This window comes from Nocardia sp. NPDC019219 (assembly GCF_040632645.1).
In the GTDB taxonomy this organism is placed as follows: domain Bacteria; phylum Actinomycetota; class Actinomycetes; order Mycobacteriales; family Mycobacteriaceae; genus Nocardia; species Nocardia sputorum.
Map to the genome: position 1 here is coordinate 295,171 of NZ_JBEYCG010000002.1, position 14,911 is coordinate 310,081.

General features: G+C 68.7%; 14 protein-coding genes. 8 read left to right on the forward strand and 6 right to left on the reverse strand.

The genetic code is table 11. From position 1 onward, the window contains the following. The first annotated feature begins 102 nt into the window (after positions 1-102). The 3 genes from ABZ552_RS05810 to ABZ552_RS05820 all read left to right on the forward strand — a co-directional run bounded on the left by ABZ552_RS05810 (position 103) and on the right by ABZ552_RS05820 (position 1,957). Positions 103-564 carry a VOC family protein gene (locus tag ABZ552_RS05810; RefSeq protein ID WP_281917783.1) on the forward strand — a complete coding sequence of 154 codons (462 nt, stop codon included), beginning with the start codon at positions 103-105 and terminating at the stop codon, positions 562-564. 76 nt (positions 565-640) lie between these two features. Then, complete coding sequence (locus tag ABZ552_RS05815; protein ID WP_281919534.1) at positions 641-1,483, forward strand: pyridoxamine 5'-phosphate oxidase family protein; 843 nt, start codon at positions 641-643, stop codon at positions 1,481-1,483. Between the two features lie 24 nt (positions 1,484-1,507). Next, positions 1,508-1,957, forward strand: coding sequence for a nuclear transport factor 2 family protein (locus ABZ552_RS05820; protein WP_281917784.1), 450 nt, complete (start codon positions 1,508-1,510; stop codon positions 1,955-1,957). 77 nt (positions 1,958-2,034) lie between these two features. Here the strand turns inward: ABZ552_RS05820 and ABZ552_RS05825 are convergent, their stop codons facing one another. Then, complete coding sequence (locus ABZ552_RS05825) at positions 2,035-3,444, reverse strand: MFS transporter (protein ID WP_357435803.1); 1,410 nt, start codon at positions 3,442-3,444, stop codon at positions 2,035-2,037. 98 nt (positions 3,445-3,542) lie between these two features. On the opposite strand from ABZ552_RS05825, the gene ABZ552_RS05830 reads away from it, so the two are divergent. From ABZ552_RS05830 to recX, 3 genes are all read left to right on the forward strand, one after another. Further along, positions 3,543-4,565: an Lrp/AsnC family transcriptional regulator gene (locus tag ABZ552_RS05830; protein ID WP_281917786.1), complete on the forward strand. Its 1,023-nt coding sequence runs from the start codon at positions 3,543-3,545 to the stop codon at positions 4,563-4,565. Positions 4,566-4,723: 158 nt separating this feature from the next. Next, positions 4,724-5,767 (forward strand): recombinase RecA, encoded by a 1,044-nt coding sequence (gene recA, locus ABZ552_RS05835; protein ID WP_043728224.1) that lies wholly within the window; start codon positions 4,724-4,726, stop codon positions 5,765-5,767. Between the two features lie 193 nt (positions 5,768-5,960). Then, a complete protein-coding gene (gene recX / locus ABZ552_RS05840) occupies positions 5,961-6,617 on the forward strand; it encodes a recombination regulator RecX (protein WP_357436027.1) in 657 nt (218 codons plus the stop codon). An 865-nt stretch (positions 6,618-7,482) separates the two neighbouring features. Here the strand turns inward: recX and ABZ552_RS05845 are convergent. From ABZ552_RS05845 to ABZ552_RS05860, 4 genes are all read right to left on the reverse strand, one after another. After that, the gene (locus ABZ552_RS05845; RefSeq protein ID WP_281917789.1) at positions 7,483-8,376 is read right to left on the reverse strand and encodes an amino acid ABC transporter permease; all 894 of its coding nucleotides are present in this window, start codon (positions 8,374-8,376) and stop codon (positions 7,483-7,485) included. Then, a complete protein-coding gene (locus tag ABZ552_RS05850) occupies positions 8,373-9,053 on the reverse strand; it encodes an amino acid ABC transporter permease (protein ID WP_281878745.1) in 681 nt (226 codons plus the stop codon). Before ABZ552_RS05850 ends, ABZ552_RS05845 begins: the two co-directional genes overlap by 4 nt. Positions 9,054-9,142: 89 nt before the next feature. Continuing rightward, positions 9,143-9,985 carry a glutamate ABC transporter substrate-binding protein gene (locus ABZ552_RS05855; protein WP_281878746.1) on the reverse strand — a complete coding sequence of 281 codons (843 nt, stop codon included), beginning with the start codon at positions 9,983-9,985 and terminating at the stop codon, positions 9,143-9,145. 50 nt (positions 9,986-10,035) lie between these two features. Further along, positions 10,036-10,764, reverse strand: a complete 729-nt coding sequence (locus tag ABZ552_RS05860) for an amino acid ABC transporter ATP-binding protein (protein WP_357436029.1) — start codon at positions 10,762-10,764, stop codon at positions 10,036-10,038. A 259-nt stretch (positions 10,765-11,023) separates the two neighbouring features. Here ABZ552_RS05860 and miaB point away from each other — a divergent pair, with 259 nt between their 5' ends. Next, entirely contained in the window at positions 11,024-12,577 is a 1,554-nt protein-coding gene (gene miaB, locus ABZ552_RS05865) for a tRNA (N6-isopentenyl adenosine(37)-C2)-methylthiotransferase MiaB (protein ID WP_357435806.1), read from the forward strand. After that, positions 12,574-13,299, forward strand: a complete 726-nt coding sequence (locus ABZ552_RS05870) for a hypothetical protein (protein WP_281878748.1) — start codon at positions 12,574-12,576, stop codon at positions 13,297-13,299. The genes miaB and ABZ552_RS05870 overlap by 4 nt, the downstream gene beginning before the upstream one ends. A gap of 3 nt (positions 13,300-13,302) precedes the next feature. On the opposite strand, the gene ABZ552_RS05875 is transcribed toward ABZ552_RS05870, so the two are convergent. Continuing rightward, the gene (locus ABZ552_RS05875; protein ID WP_236566564.1) at positions 13,303-14,637 is read right to left on the reverse strand and encodes a DUF349 domain-containing protein; all 1,335 of its coding nucleotides are present in this window, start codon (positions 14,635-14,637) and stop codon (positions 13,303-13,305) included. Positions 14,638-14,911 lie beyond the last annotated feature (274 nt).

The following is a 14,911-nucleotide window of genomic DNA, read 5'->3' on the forward strand; positions in this document are numbered from 1 at the left end:
CTATTGAAAAGAATTTTACCGGTTGACACTGGGCACTGCCGTTCGTATGGTCTAACCAGTAAAACTAAATAAGACAGTTAGACATTCCGAGGAGGAATCATCATGACCACGGTCGCCGCACCTCAGCTCGCCACCGGGCACGTCGGACTGAACGTCTCCGACCTGGATCGCTCGGTGGACTTCTATCGCCGCGCGCTCGGTTTCGAACAGCTCGCCGCGAGCACCGACGCCCAGCGCCGGTGGGCCTTCCTCGGTGCGGACGGCAAACTCGTCGTCACGCTGTGGGAGCAGAGCGACGGCGCGTTCTCCACCGATACCCCCGGACTGCATCACCTTTCGTTCCAGGTGGACAGCATCGACCAGGTGCGCGCGGTGGAACGGGTGCTGCGTGAACTCTCGGTCGCCTTCGCGCACGACGGCGTGGTGGCGCACGGCGAGGGCGTGGCCTCCGGCGGGATCTTCTTCAGCGACCCCGACGGCATCCGGCTGGAGGTCTACACGCCCAGCGGGGCCGAAACCGCTCCCGCACCCAGCGGCGCCGCCCCCACCTGTGGCTTCTTCTGATCTGATCGTCAGCGCACCGAAGGGAGCCATCGTGCGGGAGACGTTTCACCGCGGGGAGGTCGCCGTCCAGCGCCGGATGGGGCAGGCGGATATCGCCGAACGGGTCGGTCGCATGATCCGCCCCGATATCCCGGCGGTCGCCGCGGGCTTCCTGGCCGAACAGCGGATGGTGGTGCTCGCCGCCGCCGACGCGGCGGGCAGGCTGTGGGCGAGCGAGCTGGTCGGGCTGCCCGGTTTCGTGCGGGCGGTGGACGACCGGACCATCACAGTCCGAACCCGGCCCTCTGCTGCCGATCCGCTGCACGAAGCGCTGACACATCCCTCCCGCGTCGGCATGATCGCGCTGCAACCGCAGCGGCGCAGGCGGATGCGGGTCAACGGCAGGTCGACGCCGGAGGGCGCGGGCCTGCGCATCGTCACCGATCAGGTGTACTCGAACTGTCCTAAGTACATCTCGCGGCGCGATATCGAGAGCTATGCCCCCGAGGCCGGCTCACCGGCGGTGCGGCGCGGCGTCGAACTCGACGCGGGCCAGCGGGCCGCGATAGCGGCAGCCGACACGTTCTTCGTCGCGACAGCGGACGCGGAGGGCAACGCGGACGCCTCGCACCGCGGCGGTAATCCGGGCTTCTTGCAGGTGCTCTCGCCCACCCGTCTGCGCTGGCCGGATTACCGGGGCAATTCGATGTTCATGACGCTCGGCAACCTCGAGGTCAACCCCCGTTGCGGGGTTCTGATCCCGGATTGGTCCACGGGAGCCATGTTGCAGCTCACCGGCACCGCCGAATTGATCTGGGCGCCCGAGACATTCGCCGCAGGCTCGCAATGCTCCCTGGATTTCACCGTCGAGGAGGTGGTCGAGCGGCCCGGGGGAGCGCTGCGGTGGGGGCCCGCCGAGCTCTCGCCCGTCAATCCCTGAAACTTCGAGGAAAGGAACCATCCCATGCGACCCCCATTACCCCCGTTCGACGCGGAATCCGCCCGGGCCAAGGTGCGAGCTGCCGAAAACGCCTGGAACACCCGCGATCCGGAGCGGGTCGCGGCCGCCTACACCGAGGACTCCGTGTGGCGCAATCGCGACGAGTTCTTCACCGGCCGCGACGCGATCGTCGAGTTCCTCACCAGGAAGTGGTCGATCGAGAACGGCTACGCACTGCGCAAAGACTTGTGGGCCTTCGACGACAACCGCATCGCGGTGCGCTTCCAGTACGAATGGCACGACGAGTCCGCCCGGTGGTTCCGCAGCTACGGCAACGAGCAGTGGGAGTTCGCCCCGGACGGCCTGATGTCCCGGCGTGAGGCCAGCATCAACGATGTCCGGATCGAGGAGTCCGAGCGGCGCATCTTCGGGTCGCGGGAGGCGGGCGACGAGTCGGTGCTTCCACAGCGGTAGTGCGCTGCGGGGACCGCACGCCCATCGCGGACGGCGGCGCCCAGCCGGACGCCGCCGTCTCGTGTGCCGGATCGCGCTCAGGCGGCGACGGCCTGCCGCTCGGGTTCGGCCGATCCGGCATTCGCGCGGCGCCGGGGGAACAGTGCGAACGAGATCACCCCGAATCCCACGCCCACCGCGGCCGCGACGCCGAACGCCGCGTCGAGCCCCGCGACGAAGTGCGGCAGGGTCATCGGCTGCTCGCCGGTCGCCACACCGCGGAACACGGTGCCGAGCACCGCGACGCCGAGCGCCAGGCCCAATTGCCGCGCGGTGTTCACCGCACCCGCGGCCGTGCCTGCCTGCTCCGGGGCGACGGCCGCCATGCCGGTCGAGACCAGCGCGGGCGCGTTGACGCCGATCCCGATGCCGATGACCAGGAATCCGGGGACCAGCGCGACCCAGGAGGACTCGACGCCGACGAGCATCAGCAGCCAGCTGCCCAGGCCCACGACCACCAGCCCTCCGCCGATGGTCCACCTCGGCGCGATGTCGTGCAGGAACCTCCCGAACGCACCCGCCACCACGAACGCGGTCGCGGCCATCGGCAGCATCGCCAGCCCCGCGTGCAGGGGGGACATGTGCAGTTGCTGTTGCAGCCACAGCGAGATCAGGGGGCTGCTCGCGAACGCGGCGAACGTCTGCCCGGACGCGCCGAACAGGGTCGCGCCGAAGTCACGGTTGCGCAGCAGCGCCAGGGGGAACATCGGTGCGCAACTGCGCATTTCGACGACGACGAAGATCAGCGCCGCAGCGGCGCCCAGCGCGAACGCCGTCACCGCGGCCGCGTCCGTCCAGCCGTGCTCGCCGCCGCGGATGACGCCGTAGGTGACTGCGGTGGCCGCCGTCGCGAAGGCAGGCATGCCCGGCAGGTCCACGGCTCGGCCCGGCCGCCGCCGAGCGGGCGGGAACACCGCGGCGGTCAAGCCGATCGCCAGCACGTCGATGGGCAGGTTGACGAAGAAGATCCAGCGCCACGACAGGGCGTCGGTGAGGACGCCGCCGAGCACCACTCCGATGCCCGCCGCCGCGCCGGATACCGCGCCCCATACGCCGAAGGCGACGCCGCGGTCGCGTCCGGTGTAGGTCGCGTGCAGCAGCGAGAGCGTGGTGGCGAACATGGCCGCCCCGCCGATGCCTTGCAGTGCCCGCGCCGCGACGAGGGCCGCCGCGGACTCGGCGATGCCGCAGCCGAGCGACGCGACCGCGAAGACGACCAACCCGGCCAGGTACGCGCGCTTCGCGCCGACCCGGTCGGCGAGCGAGCCGAGCACCAGCAGCAAGGCGGCCAGCGCCAGGGCGTAGCCGTCCACCACCCATTGCAAGCCGGACAATCCGGTGTCCAGGTCGGCGGCGATGTCCGGCAGGGCGACGTTCACGATGGTGACGTCGATGAGCAGCATCAGCGTGCCGAGGCACGCGGCGAACAAGGGGAGCCATTTCCTCACGGGAGCCTCCACGGCGGATTCGAACGATTTCGACGCCAAGCGTGCGGCAAGTGGATGGATCTCCCTAGCCGCAGCGGTATCAGCGTTAGATTCCTCCTGTGCGAAACGATGACTCGAGGGAATCCTCCGGACTGGATGTGCTGGACAAGCAGATCGTGCACGGGCTGGTCCACGACGTCCGGATCCCGTTCGCCCGGCTGGGCGGCATCCTCGGGGTCTCCGAGCAGACGGTGGCGCGGCGGTACCGCGCGCTGCGTCAGCGCGGCATCCTGCACGTGTCCGGGCAGGTGAACGCGGTGCCGCTCGGTCACGCGCGCTGGGTGCTGCGCCTGAAATCGACACCGGACAAGGCGTTGCGGCTGGCCGAGTCGCTGGCCCGGATCCCGGATCTGAGCTGGGTGACGCTGCTGTCCACCGGGTCCGAGGTCACCTGCGTGGGCAGGCCGCGCTCGATCGAACGGCGTGACGCGCTGCTGCTGCACATCCTGCCGCGCGCCCCGCAAGTGCTGGAATTGACCGCGCACGAGGTCATCCACCGATTCCCGCTCGACGAGGAGTGGCCGCGCTACCGCCATCTGCTGACCGACGCCCAACTCGACGACCTCGGCCCCGCGCGGCGCCGGCCCGCGGATGCGGGGCCGGACGCGCCGATGGACCTGTCGGCGGCCGACGAGGCGATGCTCACGCTGCTCGGCCGGGACGGGCGCGCTCCGTACGCCCAGCTCGCGGCCGCGACCGGGTGGACGGCGCCGCGCGTCGCGCGGCGCATGGCCGAGCTGACCGCGGCGGGCGTGCTGTACTTCGACATCGATTTCGCGATCGAGCGGATGGGTTACGGCGTGCGCGGCGCGCTGTGGCTGCGGGTGCGTCCCGCCGACCTGGATGCCGTGGGGCAAGCGATGGCCACGCATCCGGAGATCGTCTTCGTGGCCGCCACGACTGGACCGTCCACGATGTTCGCCTCGATCATCTGCCGCGACACCGCGGACCTCTACCGGTACGTGACCGAGCGGCTCGGCGCGCTGGACGGGATCACGGGCGTGGAGGTGACGCCGTCGCTGCGCGTGCTCAAGCAGGCGCAGACGCTGCTGGATACCGACCGGATCGCGTTGGTGCCCTGATCGCGCGGCGTTCGCTGCGACGGTGCGGGAGCGCCGGGCGCGTCGCTTGACTCGAACATCTGTTCGTCTAGTCTGGTCGCCAGAACTTGTCGGTGCCGCGCTCTACTGTAGGCGCCAACCACAGAACGAGACTTACCCGTCGAAAAGGGGATCAGGACATGGCACCACAGGCGTACGACCGGGACAAGGCGCTCGAGCTCGCGCTGGCCCAGGTGGAGAAGAGCTTCGGCAAGGGCGCCGTCATGCGCCTCGGCGAGGAGGCGCGCCAGCCCATCTCGGTGATCCCCACCGGTTCGATCGCGCTCGACGTGGCGCTGGGCATCGGCGGTCTGCCGCGCGGCCGCGTCGTCGAGATCTACGGCCCGGAATCCTCGGGTAAGACCACCGTGGCGTTGCACGCGGTGGCCAACGCGCAGGCCGCGGGCGGGGTGGCGGCATTCATCGACGCCGAGCACGCCCTCGATCCGGACTACGCCCGCAAGCTGGGCGTCGACACCGACGCGCTGTTGGTCTCCCAGCCCGACACGGGTGAGCAGGCGCTGGAGATCGCCGACATGCTGGTGCGCTCCGGCGCGATCGACATCATCGTCATCGACTCGGTGGCCGCGCTGGTGCCGCGCGCCGAGATCGAGGGCGAGATGGGCGACAGCCACGTCGGTCTGCAGGCCCGCCTGATGAGCCAGGCACTGCGCAAGATGACCAGCGCGCTGAACAATTCCGGCACCACCGCGATCTTCATCAACCAGCTGCGCGAGAAGATCGGCGTGATGTTCGGCTCGCCGGAGACCACCACCGGTGGTAAGGCGTTGAAGTTCTACGCGTCGGTGCGCCTGGACGTGCGCCGCATCGAGACGCTCAAGGACGGCAGCGACGCGGTGGGCAACCGCACCCGCGTGAAGGTCGTGAAGAACAAGGTCTCCCCGCCGTTCAAGCAGGCCGAGTTCGACATCCTCTACGGGCACGGCATCTCCAAGGAGGGCTCGCTCATCGATATGGGCGTCGAGCAGGGCTTCATCCGCAAGTCCGGCTCCTGGTACACCTACGAGGGCGATCAACTCGGTCAGGGCAAGGAGAACGCCCGCAAGTTCCTGCTGGAGAACGTCGACGTCCGCGACGAGATCGAGAAGAAGATCAAGGAGAAGCTCGGCATCGGCGCCGACGTGACGGCCGATGCGGCCGCGGAGGTGCCCGCCGATTTCTGAGCCGACGAACCGGCGCGCGCCCGGCACGGCTCCGGCTGATTCCGGGCGGCCACGGGCCGACGCGGTACAGGAGATGCGGCGCCGGCTGGAAGAACTCCTGTCCGGCTCCGGTTCGCCGGAAGGCGTCCGGGTACGCGAACAGGATTCCGAGCTCGTCCGGAGAGCCGAAGGTGGTTCGGTTGCGCCGGACACCATGGGAACTCGGCCGGATGCGTCCGATCCGCAGCGGGCGCGTCCGGCTGAGTCCCGTCGTGGGCGTCGGGGGGCGCGGGAGCGTTCCGGCTCGTCCTCGACCGACTCCGGCCGGCCCGAAGGCCGGTCGGCGGACCCGGTGGCGGCCGGGTCCGAAGGCGGGACGGTCGAGCAGGCGAAGGAGGCGTGTCTCCGCTTGCTCGCCGTCCGTGCCCGCAGCCGGGCGGAGCTGGCTCAGCGTCTGGCCGCCAAGGGGTACGCGCCCGAGGTGAGCGAACGCGCGCTCGACCGACTCGGCGAAGTCGGCCTCATCGATGATGCCGCCTTCGCGGAGCAATGGGTGCACTCCCGCCATACCTGCTCCGGCAAGGGCAAGCAGGCGCTCGCGCAGGAACTCCGGCGCAAGGGCGTCGCGCGGTCGGAAGCCGCCGCCGCCCTCGACGCCATCACCACCGACGACGAGGAAGCCCGCGCCGCCGAGCTGGTCCGCCGCAAACTGCGCTCGCTGCCGCGAGAACTGGACCGGGACAAGATGATTCGCCGCCTCGTCGGCATGCTGGCCCGCCGTGGCTACGGCCAGTCCATGGCGTATCGGGTGGTCAAGGCCGAGTTGGCGGATCGGGGGATCGAGGGCGACCTCGACGAGGGCATCGACTGAACCCGGGGTGCTCGACCGGGGCAAGGTGCTGTCGTATACCCGCGATCGCCGGGCCCGCGCGATGCGTGAAGCTGGTTCGGTGCCACGGAACTCAGCGAGATCGAGCACCTTCACGGCTGCCGAGGTCCGCGGGGTGGTCATCGGGAGGAAAGTGCCTCTTCGCTGCCGGATCGGTCGGCCGGGCCGCGTGAACCCGCATTCGCTCACGACTGCGTTCGACGCCGGTCGGATGTGCGGGATGCGGGTGGGCCGGAAATGGCCTGTGGCTCGGTAGGACTGCTGCTGCTAGCGGAATCTGGGACGGCTACGGCGTTTTCGATCGGTTGGCTGATTGTCGTTGCTCGGGCAACCGATCGGGGCCCGACCCGAAGCGGTGGAGGTCAGTACCCTCCGTACCGCCGCGGCGGAGGTGCAACGCTGCACGGGTTTCGGGTGCGGCATCGTCGGTCTACGCCTCTCCTGTGTCGGCGGACAGACCGGTGGCCTCGCTACCGAAGGAGTCATCGAACTGGCGGTCGGAGGTACGGCTGGTCATCGATCGTCAACTTTCGCGGGTACGAAGCACTGATGACCGTCCCACCGGTCGGCTACCGGGGATCGGTGTGTGCCTACGAGATTGACGCGACACCGCGGAGGGCACGAGTGTTGCGCTCAGCTCGAGCGCAACACCAACGAGGGTTATGGCTCTACTCCGCGCAGTGCCGAATCCGTGATCGATTGAAGGTGTATGAGTCCCCAGGCCGGCCGACACCGCATCTCGACCCGACAGCGACCGCCCTGAAGCGGCCGCTGCGGCGAGGCGATGTAGATCACTCAGTGGTCGGAAAGGTAGTAACGCCGCGGAGTGTCAAGAGAATCAGAGCATTCAGCGTGTCTTGGTCAGATCCATACCGGGGGCCGCATCGGTGATGATGGAGGACGCGGCGACGACGGCTCTACCGCGCTTGCGTGTGCGTAGGCGGCGCTCCAAATAGGTGGCGAAGGTGGTGAGCGAGTAGTTGAGCGCGATCATGATGGCGGCGATGACGATCAGAGCCGGGATGACATTCTGTTCGGCGGCGCCGAGTTGCTGGCCGGACCGAACGATTTCGGTGTAGGTGATCTGGTATCCGAGTGCCGAATCCTTCAAAGCGACGACCATCTGCGACACGAGGGCGGGCAGCATCGCGGTGATCGCCTGCGGTAGCAGGATGATCCGCATGAGCTGACCCTTGCGCAATCCCAGCGCGACGGCCGCTTCGGTCTGTCCCTTGGGTAGTGCGCGGATGCCCGAGCGCACGATCTCGGCGATCACCGAGCCGTTGTAGATCGTCAGCGCGGTCACTACCGCACCCAAGGCGAGCTGGTCGGACGGGAACACTTTGTAGTCGGCGTACACCGAGAAGAGGAAGATCATCAGGATGAGCACCGGGATGGCCCGGGCGAATTCGACGATCGTGCCCGCCGCCACGCGGACGGCCCGATGATCGGACAACCGGAGTACGCCGAAGATCATCCCTATTACCAAGGCGAAGACGATCGACAGGACGGCGGCGACGACGGTGCCGCGCAAACCGGGCAGCAGGTAGGTGTTCCACACCTCCTGCTCCACGAATGGCTTCCACTTCTCGGCCTCGAACTGACCCTTGTCGGCGAAGCCTCGGTAGACGAACCATCCGACGGCGACGATCGCGGCGACGAACACCACCGAGTAGATGTTGTTGCGCAGCCGCGCCTTCGGCCCGGGAGCATCGAATAGGACGGACGCACCAGAACTCATCGGGCCACCTCGAAGCGCTTGGCCAGCCAGCCGAACAGCAGGCCCATGGGCAGGGTCAGGATCACGAAGCCGAGGGCGAAGATGGCGCCGATCTGCAGCGGTGCGGCTTCGGTTTCGTTCATGCCCGCCATCAGCAGCGCGGCCTCGGCCACGCCGATCGCGGAGGCGATGGTGGAATTCTTCGTCAGCGCGATCAGCACGCTACCCAGGGGGGCGATGACCGCGCGAAAGGCTTGCGGCAGCACGATGAGGCGCAGATTCTGGCCGAACGTGAGGCCGAGCGAGCGACCCGCCTCCGACTGCCCGAGCGGCACCGTGTTGATTCCGGCGCGCAGTGATTCGCAGACGAACGCCGCAGTGTACACGCTGAGTCCGACGAGTGCCCAGCGGAAATTGTTCTCGGCGATGTCGTCCCTGCCACCAGAGGCCAGCTTGAGCCCGAGCGTGGTGCTCAATCCGAGCGAGCAAAAGACGATGATCAGCGTCAGTGGCGTGTTGCGGAAGATGGTCACGTAGGCGGCGCCGATCCAGCGTGCCACCGGTATCGGCGATACCCGCATAGCGGCCACCACGGTGCCCAGGACGAGCGCACCGATCGCCGACACCACGGTCAGCTTGATGGTCACCCAGAATGCGTCCAGCAACTGGGATTGATAATCCGAGATCAACTCGAACACAGTGGACGCGTCCCTTTCCTTCTCGAGGGGAGGGTCTGCCGCCGCGGCGGGACTCCGGTCCGTCCGGAATCCAGCCGCGGCACGCCGACTCAGTACCGTTCCACCTGTGGCGGCGCCGGGATCTGATAGCCGGTGGCGGCGAAGTTCTTCTCCAGCGCCGACTTCCAGGCCCCGCTCTGGATCATCGATTCGATCGCGTCGTTGATCTGGTCCCGGGTCTGCTGATCGCCCTTCTTCACCCCGATGCCGTACTTCTCGGTGGTGAACGGCTGCCCCACCACCTTCAGCGCGTCCGGGGCCTGGGCGGCGAAACCACGCAGAATGACGTCGTCGGTGGTGACCGCGTCCACGTCGCCGGCTTTCAAAGCCTCAACGCACAACGAGTACGTGTCGTATTCCTGCAGCTGGACATCCTTGGCGTACTTCTCCTTCACGTTCTGCGCGGGAGTGGAGTTCTTCACCGAGCACAGCTTCTTGTTGCCGTTCAGCGATTCCACGCCGGTGATGTCGGTGTTGCCGCTCTTGACGAGCAGGGACTGGCCGGTGATGAAGTACGGGCCGGCGAAGTCCACCTTCTCCTTGCGCTTGTCGGTGATGGAATAGGTCGCGACGATGAAGTCGACCTGCCCGTTCTCGATCAGCGTCTCCCGCTGCGGCGACGGCGCCTCCTTGAACGTGACCTTGTCCTGCTGCACACCCAGCTTCTCGGCGACGTAGCGGGCGACGTCGACATCGAAGCCGCTGTAGGACCCGTCCTTGGTCCGCAGGCCCAGGCCCGGCTGGTCGAATTTGATGCCGACGGTGAGCTTGCCGTCCTTGGCGTGGTCGAGGGCGGACTTGTCGTCGCCGCCGCCGCACGCGGTGGCGGTCGCGGCGGCGAGTGTCAGGGCGATCGCTCCGACACCGATGCGCAGAGCGCGATTGATCCTCATCGAGTTCCTTCTCCCTATCCGTGGGTGTGCTGGCCGCTGTGTCCGGCAGGTCAGTGGCTCAAGATCTTGCCCAGGAAGTCCTTCGCGCGCTCGGACTTCGGCGCGGTGAAGAAGGCGTCCGGCGGCGCGTCCTCCACCACTTGGCCGTCGGCCATGAACAGCACCCGATTCCCCGCGCGGCGCGCGAAGCCCATCTCGTGGGTGACGACCAGCATCGTCATCCCGTCCTTGGCCAGCGAGACCATCACTTCGAGCACCTCGTTGACCATCTCCGGGTCCAGCGCGGAGGTCGGCTCGTCGAACAGCATCACCTTCGGGCTCATCGCCAGCGCCCTGGCGATGGCGACGCGCTGCTGCTGGCCGCCGGACAGCTGCGCCGGGTACTTGTCGGCCTGATCGGCGATGCCCACCCGGTCGAGCAGTTCCATCGCGCGGGCGCGGGCGGCGTCCTTCTTGACTTTGCGGACCTTGACCGGCGCGAGCATGACGTTCTCGACGATCGTCTTGTGCGCGAACAGGTTGAAGGATTGGAAGACCATGCCGACGTCGGCGCGCAGGGCGGCCAGTGCGCGGCCCTCGGCGGGCAGCGGGACGCCGTCGATGGCGATGTCGCCGGAGTCGATCGGCTCCAACCGGTTGATGGTGCGGCACAGTGTCGACTTCCCGGAGCCCGAGGGGCCCAGCACGATGACGACCTGCCCTTTGGGCACCTCGAGGTTGATGTCTCTGAGTACGTGCAGGTCGCCGAAGTGCTTGTCCACTTCGCGCATCAAGATCATCGGCGGTCCGCTTGTGGCGGCGCTGACGGCCCCGGCAGAGGCGTCCCCGGTCGTCGCGGGCGCGGCGTCGTCGTCGGTCATGGTCATGACCTTAGGCAAAAATCGGAAATTTGCCCGACTTTCCGCGACACACCGTCCCGCCGCGCCGATCGGACACTCGGGCGTAACCTCCCGGTTGCTCGGCCGTCGGCCGTAGACCGCCCGGAGCCTGCGCCGATGCCCGCGAAAGCCACCGCCGGCCGCCCCGTACCCTGGACGCGTGGATTCGATCGGACAGGCAGTGTTGGCTTCCGCTCCCGCCGAGGGCACAGCACGCAGTTACGAGGTCCGCACCTTCGGTTGCCAGATGAACGTGCACGATTCCGAACGCTTGTCGGGCTTGCTGGAGGACGCGGGCTACGTGAAGGCCGCGCCCGGCGCGACGGCCGACCTCGTCGTCTTCAACACCTGCGCGGTGCGTGAGAACGCCGACAACAAGCTCTACGGCACCCTCGGGCATCTGGCGCCGGTCAAGGCGAGCCATCCGGGCATGCAGATCGCCGTCGGCGGCTGCCTGGCGCAGAAGGACCGCGACGTCGTGGTGCGCAAGGCGCCGTGGGTGGACGTGGTCTTCGGCACGCACAACATCGGCTCGCTGCCCGTGCTGTTGGAGCGGGCGCGGCACAACCGGGAAGCCCAGGTGGAGATCCTGGAGTCGCTGGAGGCGTTCCCGTCCACGCTGCCCGCCAAGCGCGAGTCCGCCTATGCGGGCTGGGTCTCCATCTCGGTCGGCTGCAACAACACCTGCACCTTCTGCATCGTTCCGGCCCTGCGTGGCAAGGAGGTCGACCGCCGCCCCGGCGACGTGCTCGCCGAGGTACAGGCGCTGGTGGACCAAGGCGTGCTCGAGGTGACGCTGCTCGGACAGAACGTGAACTCCTACGGCGCGTCCTTCGCCGACCCGAGCGAGCCGCGCGACCGCGGCGCGTTCGCCAAGCTGTTGCGCGCGTGCGGACGCATCGACGGCTTGGAGCGGGTCCGCTTCACCTCGCCGCACCCGGCCGAGTTCACCGACGACGTGATCGAGGCGATGGCCGAGACCCCGAACATCTGCCCGCAGCTGCACATGCCGCTGCAGTCGGGTTCGGATCGGGTGCTCAAGGCGATGCGCCGCTCTTACCGTAAGGCCCGCTACCTCGGCATCATCGACAAAGTGCGCGCCGCGATGCCGCACGCCGCGATCACCACCGACATCATCGTGGGCTTCCCGGGCGAGACCGAGGAGGACTTCCAGGACACCCTGGACGTGGTCCGGCAGGCGCGGTTCACCAGCGCGTACACCTTCCAGTACTCCAAGCGGCCCGGAACGCCCGCCGCCGGCATGCCCGATCAGCTGCCCAAGGCCGTCGTCCAGGAGCGCTACGACCGGCTCATCGCGCTGCAGGAGGAGATCTCCTTGGCCGCCAACCGGGAGCTGATCGGCACCGAGGTGCAGTTGCTGGTAGCCGAGGGCGCGGGCAAGAAGAACGCCGCGACCGCGCGCATGAGCGGCCGCGCCCGCGACGGCAGGCTGGTGCACTTCCGCCCGGGCGGCACCGCCGAGCCGATCCGCCCCGGTGACCTGGTCACCGTGGACATCACGGCCGCGGCGCCGCACCACTTGGTCGCCGACGCCGCGATCAAGACCCATCGCCGCACCCGTGCCGGTGACGCGCACGAACGCGGTGTCACGCCGAAGACCGCGCCGATCGGCGTCGGTCTGGGGCTGCCGCGCATCGGCGCGCCCGTCCCGGAACCGGCCGCCGCCGGCTGCTCCACCGGCTGCGGCGCATGACCACGCGCCCGGACGACAACGACGACGCCGCCGGCGGCGCCGAAGCTGCCGCGTCCGGCGACGACGAGCGCCGCGCGTCCGCGGCGACCCCGGGGCACGAGCCCGCGAGCCCCGCTGGCGACGAACGAAACGAGGACTCAGTGAGCTCGGTCGAGAGCACCGGCGATTTCGAACAGTTCCGCGACGATCTGGACGCCGTCGAGCGCAGGATCGCCGGTGAGATCGATCCCGGCGTCCGCGCCATGGTCGTGGCCGGCGCGGTGTTCCTGTTGCTGGCGTCGCTGGTCCTGCCGCACGCGGGCGCGGCGCGCGGCTTCGACGTGCTGTTGAACACCGACGTCGCGCGGGCCGAGCACATCGGACTGCCCTCGCGGGTCTTCGTCTGGTTCCTCGTGGTCTTCGGCATCGGGTTCTCGATGCTGGCGCTGATGACCCGCCGCTGGGTGCTGGCCTGGATCGCGGTCGCGGGCAGCGCTGTGGCGAGCGTGTTCGGCGTGCTCTCGATCTGGCACCGCCAGACGCCCGGGGTCGGCAACTACATCGGCGCGGGCCCCGGTATCGGGCTGATCCTGGGCGCCATCGTCACCGTCGTGCTCACCTTCCACTGGATCCGCGTGGTGTGGAGCCGCACCGCGCTGCATTTGGCCGCTGAGGAGCAGCGCCGCAACGCCGCGACGGCCGCCGAGGAACGCGACCGCCGCCGCCTCATGGGCGATTCCTGATCGTCACCGGTTGCTGACGGCGCCCTCGGCGGCCTCGGCCCACTCCCGCCACTGCTTGGCCTGCTCGAGCGCCTTCTCGGCATCCCGGGCATTGCCCGCGGCCTGCGCTTTCGCGGCCTGCTCCTCGAACTGGGCCACGCGTTCCCGGAACTGCGCGGCACGCGCCATCGCCTCCGGATCGGTGCGCCGCCATTGCGCGTCCACGGCATCGCGCACGCGCTTCTCGATCGCGCGCAGCTTCCCTTCCAGTTCCTGCATGCGCTCGCGCGGCACCTTGCCGATGGCGTCCCACTTGTCCTGGAGTTCGCGCAGTGCGCTGCGGGCCGTTTCCAGATCGGCGGACGGATCGATGAAGGCGTAGGCGCTCAGCAGTTCCTCTTTGGCGGCCGCGTTCTGCTCGAACTCGGCGTCGCGCTCGGAGACGGCGGCGTTGCGGGCGGCGAAGAAGACGTCCTGCGCGCTCTTGAAGCGCCGCCACAGCGCCTCGTCGGCCTCCCGCGGCGCGCGGCCCGCGGCCTTCCACTCGGCGAGCAGGTCGCGGAAGACGCTCGCGGTGGCCACCCACTCGGTGGAACCGGACAGCTCCTCGGCCTGTACGCACAGCTCTTCCTTGCGCGCTTTCGCGGCGGCGCGTTCCCGGTCCAGCTCGGCGAAGTGCGCGCCGCGGCGGCGGTTGAACGCCTCGCGCGCTTTGGAGTAGCGCTTCCACAGCGCGTCGTCGACCTTGCGGTCCACGCCGCGGATGGATTTCCACTCGTCGAGGATCTCGCGCAACCGATCACCCGCGGCCTTCCACTGGGTGGACTCGGCGGCGATCTTCTCCGCCTCGGCGGCCAGCGCCTCCTTGCGTTCGGTGTGCTCGTGCCGGGCGCGTTCCTTCTCTTCCTTCGCGTGCGCGGCGGCCTCTTCGGAATGCTCGGCGATGGCCTGCAGGCGCCGGGCCAGGCCCTCGATGTCACCGATGACGGCGGCGGTCGGCAACGACTCGGCCAGCGCCGTCGCGGCGGCCTTGGTCTTGCGCGCGTCCGCCCCCGCGGCCAGCCTCGCTTCCAGCAGGGCGACCTCGGTGGCCAGATCGTCGAACCGGCGGCCGAAGTGCGCCAGGCCTTCCGCGGCGTCACCGGCCTGCCACGAGCCGACCTGTCGTTCGCCCTCGGCGGTCTTCACCCAGGCGGTGCCGTCCTCGTCGACCCGGCCCCACAGGCTCGGATCGGAGACGGTGGGCACGACGACGGGATGGGGATGCTGCTGGGCCGGGCCAGGGGCGGGTTTGACCGCGTGCGGCTTGGGCGGTTGAATCGAGCGGCCCGGTTTCGGAGCACCGGAAGAACGGGGCATCTTGCCGGGGCCGGCTTTCGCGGTTCCGTTGCTGTCGGTCATTTTTCCTCGTCCCTGCCGCGCGTCACGGCTGCCTGGTTACGCCCTAGCTCATCCCATTCAACCCGGTCCGAGCCCTTGTGACCATCGACCCATGCCTTCCCGAGGAGGAATCCCGGGGGTTTCCAACCCCTGATGACCTGGGTTGTAGCTCCTCGAACACTATCAATCCCGGCGGTGTTTCCGGGAGAGACACTCGAAGCCGGGCGGTACCGGTGGTCCCGGCAACGACTAC

Bases quoted from the DNA above. Each gene is read 5' to 3' on its own strand.
- ABZ552_RS05860 (WP_357436029.1), bottom strand. From the start codon at position 10,764: ATGATCTTGATGCGCGAAGTGGACAAGCACTTCGGCGACCTGCACGTA.
- ABZ552_RS05870 (WP_281878748.1), top strand. From the start codon at position 12,574: ATGACCACGCGCCCGGACGACAACGACGACGCCGCCGGCGGCGCCGAA.
- recA (WP_043728224.1), top strand. From the start codon at position 4,724: ATGGCACCACAGGCGTACGACCGGGACAAGGCGCTCGAGCTCGCGCTG.
- ABZ552_RS05875 (WP_236566564.1), bottom strand. From the start codon at position 14,637: ATGCCCCGTTCTTCCGGTGCTCCGAAACCGGGCCGCTCGATTCAACCG.
- ABZ552_RS05845 (WP_281917789.1), bottom strand. From the start codon at position 8,376: ATGAGTTCTGGTGCGTCCGTCCTATTCGATGCTCCCGGGCCGAAGGCG.
- ABZ552_RS05815 (WP_281919534.1), top strand. From the start codon at position 641: ATGGGGCAGGCGGATATCGCCGAACGGGTCGGTCGCATGATCCGCCCC.
- ABZ552_RS05855 (WP_281878746.1), bottom strand. From the start codon at position 9,985: ATGAGGATCAATCGCGCTCTGCGCATCGGTGTCGGAGCGATCGCCCTG.
- ABZ552_RS05820 (WP_281917784.1), top strand. From the start codon at position 1,508: ATGCGACCCCCATTACCCCCGTTCGACGCGGAATCCGCCCGGGCCAAG.
- ABZ552_RS05810 (WP_281917783.1), top strand. From the start codon at position 103: ATGACCACGGTCGCCGCACCTCAGCTCGCCACCGGGCACGTCGGACTG.
- recX (WP_357436027.1), top strand. From the start codon at position 5,961: ATGGGAACTCGGCCGGATGCGTCCGATCCGCAGCGGGCGCGTCCGGCT.